The sequence below is a fragment of the Rhizobacter sp. P3_C12 genome (assembly GCF_056402735.1).
In genome coordinates, this window is record NZ_JBFUGW010000275.1 from 1 (window position 1) to 7,993 (window position 7,993).

The window sequence follows — 7,993 nt, forward strand, 5'->3', positions numbered from 1 at the left end:
GGTGCGCGGCAGCGGCAGGCGGTGGGGCGTGGGGGCGAGGGCGGGCTGGGCCGCGGCTTCGCCGCTGTCAGCGCCAGCCTCGCGCAGCGCGGCGGTGAACTGGTAGCCGCGGCGCTTCACGGTGGCGATCGCCTCCGCCCCCAGCAGCTTGCGCAAGGCCGAGATCTGCACCTGCAGGTTGTTCGGCTCGACCACCAGGCCGGGCCACGCGAGATCGATCAGCTCATCCTGCCCCACCACCTGATCGCGCCGCTGCGCCAGCGCAATCAGCACGTCGAGGGCCCGCACGCCGAGCGCCGCCGGCTTGCCGTCGTCCAGCAGCAGGCGTTCGGCAGGGCGCAGTTCGAAACGACCGAAGTGGAGCGGTGTCGACACGGGTTGGCGCGGGTTTCAGCTTGGTTTCAGGTGGGTGAAGGACGCGGCGATGGCGTGCGCGGGACAGTCGCGGCACTGCATCAGACACTCGGGAGACCGCCGATGGATTTCATCACGACCATTATCCGCACGCTGTCGCGCCGATCGACGCCATCGCGCTTCGCGATGGATGACTGCCGGGGCCTGGGTGCCCAGTGCGCCCAGTGCGAAGCCGAATCCGATGGCGACAGCCTGCGGCTCTACGTGGACGGCCGGTTCGAAGGCTGGATCGACGGCGTCGTGCGCCTGTAGCGTCAACAAGCCGTCATGGGCGGGCCGCACAGTCCGCCGGCCATCCACTTCGTGTCACACCATGACGAACACGTTCTTGTCCCTGCGCGCCCTGAAGTCCATTGCGATCGCCCTCATCGCCGTGACCGCTGCCGCGGCCCACGCCGATGAACTGCCGCGCTGGGACACTGCCATCACGAAGTACAACGAGAAGCAGGTGCGCGACTTCCATCCGATGTTCGATTTCGACTCCGACGGCTGCTACCCGGCCACGCCGTTCAACCGCAACAGCAACCTGAGCCAGAACCCCGGCCTGAACGCCACCGGCACCGTGCAGGGCGCCTGCCGCGACGGTGGCTGGGGCAACTTCGCCAACACCATCCATCGCCAGCTGTGCCGCGAGACGGTGGAGGGCAGCGACCGCATCGAGCGCTGCGCGCACTTCTACGAGCTGTACTTCGAGAAGGACCAGGCGATCGGCCTCACGTTCCTGGGGGGCCACAAGCATGACGTCGAGACGGTGATCGTCTGGACGGGCCGCAGGAACGGCGGCGGCGATTTCATCTCGCACGTGTCGGTCAGCGCGCACGGCAACTACACCACGCGGCCGATGGCCGGGCTGGAGAACCACTGGGGGCATCCGCTGGTGGTCTATCACAAGGATGGCGCGGGCACGCACGCATTCCGCTTCGCGAATGCCAACGACCATGCCCACGTCGAGTTCATCGGCAACTGGGGCGAGTTCTACGCGCCGGACATCCTCAGCCACTACAGCGCCGTCGCGCAGTGGAATGGCGACGAGTGGACGCGCTACCTGGCCAACCGCAACTATCGCGTGGCGCTGGAGAACTCGAACTTCGGCAGCGCGAGCTTCAAGACCCGCAACGACGGCGAGATCATGAACCAGGCCAACAACAACGTGCCGCGCAGCGACGCGTTCTGGGCCAACGTCTGGTTCCTGTGGGACGACGTGTGGGCCACGCGCGCGAAGGAGTTCCAGGCGAACTACCCGCAGACGTACACGCGGATCAGCGAGTAAATCATCGGGAAAAGTGGAGATATTCTGGCGCTATGATGTTCAGATGACTAGAATATTTCCATGTCGAGAAAGCCTGCTCCGCTGCTTCCAGCCACTGAAGCGCTGCTGATCCAGCTCGGCGACCGCCTGCGCCTGGCGCGCCTGCGCAGGCGGCTTCCGGCCAAGCAGGTGGCAGAGCGGGCGGGCATGGCGCCCATGACGCTGCGCAGCCTCGAGCGCGGTGGGGCAGGCGTGACGATGGGTGCCTATGTGGCCGTGATGCAGGTGCTGGGCATCGAGAAAGATCTCGATCTGCTTGGCAAGGCGGATCCGCTCGGCCGCGAGTTGCAGGATGCGCAGTTGCCCGCGACCCGGGCGACGCGCAGGGGGCCGTCTCCCGCGCCCTCTTCACAACGGCATGAAGTCATGGAGCGACTGCCTTCCGACGCTGCTCCCAGYCAGATCGCGAAGGGCGACTTCGTGAGCTCCGAGGCATTGGTCGGCCTGATCGACCTGCCTTCGAAGAAGAAGGCGCGTTGAGCGCATGACCGCGACCATCGCCGTCTACGCAGACTGGATCGGTCTCGCGCAGCCGCTGCGGCTGGGATGGCTGCACGCCAGGCGCGGTGCGGGCCGGGAGGTCTTCGAGTTCGAATACGACCCCGTCGCGCTTGCCCATCCGGCCACGCGGAATCTGGCGCTGGATCCGCGGCTCGGCCTGTACGAGGGGCGACAGCACCCGCCGCAGGGCCATCAGACCTTCGGTGTGTTCTCCGATGCGAGCCCGGATCGCTGGGGGCGGTTGCTGATGCGGCGCCGGCTGGAGCGGGCGCAACGGGCAGGGCAGGTGGGCAAGGCCGTGCGCCTGCACGAGTCGGACTGCCTGCTGGGCGTGCACGACACCTATCGGTCTGGTGCGTTGCGCTTGCGACTCGGGGACTCCGGCGCCTTTCTCGACAACCAGCACGACACAGCCGCACCGCCGTTCGTCCAACTGCGCGAACTCGAAGCGGCCAGTCTCGCGCTGGAACGCGATGAAGACAACACCTCGCCCGAGGGTGACGACTGGCTGCGCATGCTGATCGCGCCGGGCGGCTCGCTCGGCGGTGCACGCCCCAAGGCCAGCGTTGCCGACGCGGGGCATCTGTGGATCGCCAAGTTTCCCAGCGTGCGCGATGAGTACGACGTGGGCGCGTGGGAACTGGTGGCTCAAACCCTGGCAAAAGCTTGTGGCCTGTCGGTGCCGCAAAACATGGCTCGCCGTTTCGCCAGCCCGCACCACACCTTCCTGGTGAAGCGCTTCGACCGCACGCCGCAGGGGCGGATTCATTTCGCCTCGGCCATGACACTCACCGGCCGCCAGGACGGGGACGATGCCTCCACCGGCGCGAGCTACCTTGAAATCGCCCGCGTGTTGACTGATCACGGCGCGCAGACCCAGACCGATCTGCGCGAGCTGTGGTCGCGCATCGTGTTCAACATGCTCGTCTCCAACACCGACGATCACCTGCGCAACCACGGCTTCCTGCTCGTGCCCGGCAAGGGGTGGCGGTTGTCCGAGGCCTACGACATGAACCCCGTGCCCGAGTCGCATGGCCTGAAGCTCAACGTCAGCGAATCCGACAACGCGCTCGACCTCGACCTGGCGCGTTCGGTGGCTCCGTACTTCCGGGTCTCGAAGAAGCTTGCCGACGAGACCATCGAGCACAGCCAGACCGTCGTGAGGCAGTGGGCCAAGATCGCCGACAGCCTGCACGTTCGTCCCCGCGAGCAGGAGCGCATGGCGTCGGCGTTCAGGCTCGCCGAATCACGCTAGAACATGCAGCCTAGAACGTGATCACCACCGACCCCGCGCTGCGTTGCGCCTCGCCGTGGAACACCGCCTCGATGTTGTTGCCGTCGGGGTCGAGCAGGAAGGCGGCGTAGTAGCCGGGGTGGTAGGGGCGTTCGCCCGGCTTGCCGTTGTCGCGGCCGCCGGCCTCGAGCCCGGCGCGGTAGAACGCCTCCACCATCGCACGGTCCCTGGCCTGGAAGGCGAGGTGGTGGCGCCCCGTCAGATGGCCTTGTGCCGCCTTGCTGTCGGCAGTCGAGACGAACAGCTCGTCGATCCAGAAGTAATCTGCGGCGCTGCCGCCCACCGGGATCTCCAGCACCTTGGCCACCGCCTCGTAGAAGCGTTGGCTGGCCGCAATGTCGGACACGACGAGCTGCAGGTGATCGATGAGACGGCCGCGGTGAAGTTGCTGTGCTTCCATGGTGGACTCCTCGTTGCTGGATGGTGAACGGTCTTTTCTGAGCCTCCATCGCGGCAGGGAGTTCCTGTCCTTGAAGAATCCGCAAACCTCGCCTATTTTTGAACGACCGTATAAACCGCTCGTTCAACCATGAACCTCAGATCGTCCGACGGCGCGCAACCCGGCAAGGATGCGCCGGCCGTCGACACCCGCGAGAAGATCCTCGACGCCACCTTCCGGCGGCTGGCGAGCGAGGGGTATGCGGCGCTCAGCGTGCGCGAGATCGCGAAGGACGCCGGTGTGAACCACGCGCTGATCAACTACCACTTCGGCACCAAGGACCAGCTGGTCATCGAGGTGCTCGATGCCGCGAACCGCCGGCTGCTGGCTCGCCAGGGCTCGATGTATGCCGGCCCCGGCGGCTACGCCCGCAAGTGGGCCGAGGCGCGGCGCTTCTACGACAACGACCTCTCGTCCGGCTTCGTGCGCGTGCAGGCCGAGCTGTGGGCGGCGAGCCTCTCGAACGCCGGCCTGCGCGAGAAGTTCCTGCCGCGGCTGCTGGCCTGGAAGCAGCTGGTGCGCGACGTGGTGCGCGAGGCGGTGGCGGCACTCGCGGCGGCCGGGGTGACGCTGCCGGCGCCGTTCACGGCCGACGTCATCGCCTGCTGGATCTCGGAGTTCTGGCTCGGCATGGAATTCGCCGACCTGCTCGGCGTGAAGCACGAACGGGCGCAGCACCGGGCGGCGCTCGATGCGGTGCAGAAGCTGCTCGAATCGCTCGACGCCCGCGCGGCAGGGCAGGGCGATGGACGCTAGCAGCAGCCCCTACGCCAGCATCGAGCCGGCCCGCCAGGGGCTCGTCGACCGCGACGGCGTGCGCATCTGGTACGCGGTGTGGGGCGACRGCGGCCCGTGGATCGCCTTCGCGCCGCCCATCCAGATGGTGCACAGCGAGATGCTGAAGGCCACGGTGCCGTACCTGTCGCAGCACTTCCGGGTCATCACGATGGACGGGCGCGGCAACGGCMGCTCGGACCGCCCGGCCACCCAGGACGCCTACAGCTTCGACATCTTCCACGACGACTTCGTCGCCGTGCTCGACGCCACGGCCGGCACCGAGCGTGCCGCGCTGGTCGGCATCTCGTGCGCGGCGATGACGGTGCTGCGGGTCGCGGCCGAGCAGCCGCAGCGCGTCAGCCACCTCGTGATCGCCGGCGGTTTCGCGGAATCGCTGGTCGACACCGACGCGATCGCGCGCCGGGTGCAGGCCGAGGCCGACCAGACGCGCGACGACTGGCCGGGCTACATCGATGCGTTCATGGCCAGCCTCTTCAGCGAGCCGCATTCGAGCAAGCCCTTCGACGACGGCGTCGGCTACGCCCGGGCCACCAGCGGCGACATCATCAACATGGTGCGCAAGGCCTGGAAGGGCAACGACGTGCGGGAACTGGCGCGCCGCGTGGCCTGCCCGACGCTGGTGATCCACGGCGACGACGACCACCGCGTGATGTACGCGCAGGGCAAGGCGATCCATGCGCTGGTGCCGGGCTCGCGCCTGCTGACCGTGCAGGGCGGCGGGCATGTCACGGCGGTGCGCGACCCGGTGCTCTTCAACCGCAGCGTGCGCGACTTCATCGGCGGCGCGCCGCGCCGCGCGACCTGGGTGCGCGCGATGAAGCGCCGGCGCCGGGCGCTCTTCATCTCCAGCGCGATCGGCCTCGGCCATGTGCAGCGCGACCTGGCGATCGCGCGTTCGCTGCGCACGCTGCAACCCGATCTCGACATCGACTGGTTCACCGTCGATCCGGCGGCCCGCTACCTCGCGCAGGAGGGCGAGCGGCTGCATCCCGTCACGCAGCGCCTGGCCAACGAAAGCCGGCATTTCGAGCAGCAGGCCGGCGAGCACGACCTGTCGGTCTTCTTCGCGCTGCGCACGATGGACGAGATCATGACGCGCAACTTCATGACCTTCATCGACCTGGTGGAGTCCGAGCACTACGACATCGTGGTCGGCGACGAGGCCTGGGAGGTCGACTACCACTACCACGAGAACCCGGAGCTGAAGCGCCAGCCCTTCGTCTTCCTGACCGACTTCGTCGGCTGCCTGCCGATGGAGCCGGGCAACGAGCGCGAGGCCCTGCTGTGCGCCGACCGCAATGCCGACGACCTGGAGCATGTCGCACGCTACCCCGGCATCCGCGATGCGGCGCTGTTCGTCGGCAACCGCGACGACGTCACCGAGGCCCCCTTCGGCCCGGGCCTGCCCGGCATCCGCGACTGGACCGACCGCAACTTCAGCTACTGCGGCTACGCGCTGCCCTTCGATCCGGCGGCGCTGGCCGACACCGAGCGGCTGCGTGCGCTGCATGGCTATCGCCGCGACGAGAAGATCGCGATCGCCACCGTCGGCGGCACCGCCGTCGGCCGGCCACTGCTGCGGCKCATCGTGCAGGCCTTCCCGCGCATGAAGCGTGCGCTGCCGGAGCTGCGGCTGATCGTCGTGGCCGGCCCGCGCCTGGCCACCGACGATTTCCCGCAGCTCGACGGGCTGGAGATCCGGCCCTACGTGCACAAGCTGTACGAGCACCTCGCGTGCTGCGACCTGGCGCTGGTGCAGGGAGGGTTGTCGACATGCATGGAACTGGTGGCGACGCGCCGGCCGTTCCTGAGCTTTCCGCTGCAGCGCCACTTCGAGCAGTGCGTGCACGTGCGCTGCCGGCTGGCCAACTACGGAGCCGATCGCTCGCTCGACTACGCGACGCTCGATCCCGACACGCTGGCCGAGCGCGCCCTGGCCGCGATGCACGAACCGGTGCGCTACCGGCCGGTGGAGATGGATGGCGCAGCGCGTGCGGCGCTGCGCATTGCGCAGGTGCTCGACAACCGCTGGTGGGCACGCTAGCTCGCCGGCATCTCTTGGGAGTTTCAGCCATGGCCTTCTTCGGGGTTCTCTACGGCGTTGCCGTCTACGTGTTCTTTCTTGCGACCTTCACCTATGCGATCGGCTTCGTCGGCGGCGTGGCCGTGCCGAAGGACATCGACAGCGGCAGCGCGGTGCCGCTGGCCGAGGCGGTGGTCGTCAACCTGCTGCTGCTCGGCCTGTTCGCGGTGCAGCACAGCGTGATGGCGCGCCGTGGCTTCAAGCGCTGGTGGACGCGCATCGTGCCCGAGCCGGTCGAGCGCAGCAGCTTCGTGCTGGCGGCCACCGTGGTGCTGGCGCTGCTGCTGTGGCAGTGGCGGCCGATCGCGCAGCCGGTGGTGTGGTCGGTCGCCGATCCAGCCGGGCGCATCGCGCTGCAGGCGGTGTTCTGGCTCGGCTGGGCGATGCTGCTGATCAGCACCTGCCTGATCAACCACTTCGAGCTGTTCGGTCTGCGCCAGGTTCTGGCAGGCTGGCGGGGGCGCGAGATCCCCGCACCGGTCTTCAGGACGCCGCTGTTCTACCGGCACGTGCGCCACCCGATCTACCTCGGCTTCCTGCTGGGCTTCTGGGCCACGCCGGTGATGACGGCCGGCCACCTGCTGTTCGCGGTGGCCACGACGGGCTACATCCTGATCGGCATCTGGTTCGAGGAGCGCGACCTGGTCGCGCAGTTCGGCGACCGTTACCGGGCCTACCGGGAGCAGGTGGGGATGCTGCTGCCGTGGCCGCGCAAGGGAAGCGGGAGGGATGCGGCCGAGCACTAGCGCAGCCGATACAGAAATCTGTATCATCTTTGGATGAAGACGACCCTCGACATCAACGATGAACTGCTGGCCACGGCCAAGGCGCTTGCTGCCCGGCAACGAACCACGCTGACGCGACTGATCGAGGAGGGCCTGCAACTGCGGCTGAGGGCGCAGCAGGCGGCGGTGCCGCGAGGCAAGTCGCGTCTGCCGGTGTTCAAGGGGCGCGGTGGACTGGTGGCAGGTGTCGACCCGCTCAGCAACAGGTCGCTGCTGGAGGCGCTGGGCGATGACGCCTGACGTGAACGTGCTGGTCGCGGCATTCCGTGGCGATCATCCTCACCATGCCGCCGCCCGGACCTGGCTCGAAGAGGTCGTCGCCGCGGTTTCGTCAGGAACCACCCTGACAGTGATGCCGATGGTCGTGGCC

The 7,993-nt window shown here is 68.0% G+C and carries 10 protein-coding genes; 8 read left to right on the forward strand and 2 right to left on the reverse strand.

Annotated features, from left to right (window positions below; genetic code table 11):
* On the reverse strand, nucleotides 1-375 hold a 375-nt coding region (locus tag AC1DXV_RS28060; protein WP_477936683.1), incomplete at its 3' end, for a winged helix-turn-helix domain-containing protein.
* A 102-nt stretch (nucleotides 376-477) separates the two neighbouring features.
* Here AC1DXV_RS28060 and AC1DXV_RS28065 point away from each other — a divergent pair.
* From AC1DXV_RS28065 to AC1DXV_RS28080, 4 genes are all read left to right on the forward strand, one after another.
* On the forward strand, nucleotides 478-666 hold the full coding sequence (locus tag AC1DXV_RS28065) for a hypothetical protein (protein WP_477873013.1): 189 nt from the start codon (nucleotides 478-480) through the stop codon (nucleotides 664-666).
* A gap of 61 nt (nucleotides 667-727) precedes the next feature.
* On the forward strand, nucleotides 728-1,684 hold the full coding sequence (locus AC1DXV_RS28070) for an NPP1 family protein (RefSeq protein WP_477936685.1): 957 nt from the start codon (nucleotides 728-730) through the stop codon (nucleotides 1,682-1,684).
* Nucleotides 1,685-1,744: 60 nt separating this feature from the next.
* The gene (locus tag AC1DXV_RS28075; RefSeq protein WP_477936687.1) at nucleotides 1,745-2,203 is read left to right on the forward strand and encodes a helix-turn-helix domain-containing protein; all 459 of its coding nucleotides are present in this window, start codon (nucleotides 1,745-1,747) and stop codon (nucleotides 2,201-2,203) included.
* A 4-nt stretch (nucleotides 2,204-2,207) separates the two neighbouring features.
* A complete protein-coding gene (locus AC1DXV_RS28080; protein WP_477873327.1) occupies nucleotides 2,208-3,479 on the forward strand; it encodes a type II toxin-antitoxin system HipA family toxin in 1,272 nt (423 codons plus the stop codon).
* Between the two features lie 10 nt (nucleotides 3,480-3,489).
* On the opposite strand, the gene AC1DXV_RS28085 is transcribed toward AC1DXV_RS28080, so the two are convergent.
* On the reverse strand, nucleotides 3,490-3,918 hold the full coding sequence (locus AC1DXV_RS28085; protein ID WP_477936689.1) for a VOC family protein: 429 nt from the start codon (nucleotides 3,916-3,918) through the stop codon (nucleotides 3,490-3,492).
* Nucleotides 3,919-4,047: 129 nt separating this feature from the next.
* On the opposite strand from AC1DXV_RS28085, the gene AC1DXV_RS28090 reads away from it, so the two are divergent.
* From AC1DXV_RS28090 to AC1DXV_RS28105, 4 genes are read left to right on the forward strand one after another with little or no spacing between them, the layout of a single operon-like run.
* Nucleotides 4,048-4,713 (forward strand): TetR/AcrR family transcriptional regulator, encoded by a 666-nt coding sequence (locus AC1DXV_RS28090; protein ID WP_477936691.1) that lies wholly within the window; start codon nucleotides 4,048-4,050, stop codon nucleotides 4,711-4,713.
* Nucleotides 4,703-6,799, forward strand: a complete 2,097-nt coding sequence (locus AC1DXV_RS28095) for an alpha/beta fold hydrolase (RefSeq protein WP_477936693.1) — start codon at nucleotides 4,703-4,705, stop codon at nucleotides 6,797-6,799. Before AC1DXV_RS28090 ends, AC1DXV_RS28095 begins: the two co-directional genes overlap by 11 nt.
* 29 nt (nucleotides 6,800-6,828) lie before the next feature.
* On the forward strand, nucleotides 6,829-7,584 hold the full coding sequence (mddA, locus tag AC1DXV_RS28100; RefSeq protein WP_477936695.1) for a methanethiol S-methyltransferase: 756 nt from the start codon (nucleotides 6,829-6,831) through the stop codon (nucleotides 7,582-7,584).
* Between the two features lie 33 nt (nucleotides 7,585-7,617).
* Entirely contained in the window at nucleotides 7,618-7,863 is a 246-nt protein-coding gene (locus AC1DXV_RS28105) for a DUF6364 family protein (protein WP_477936697.1), read from the forward strand.
* Nucleotides 7,864-7,993 lie beyond the last annotated feature (130 nt).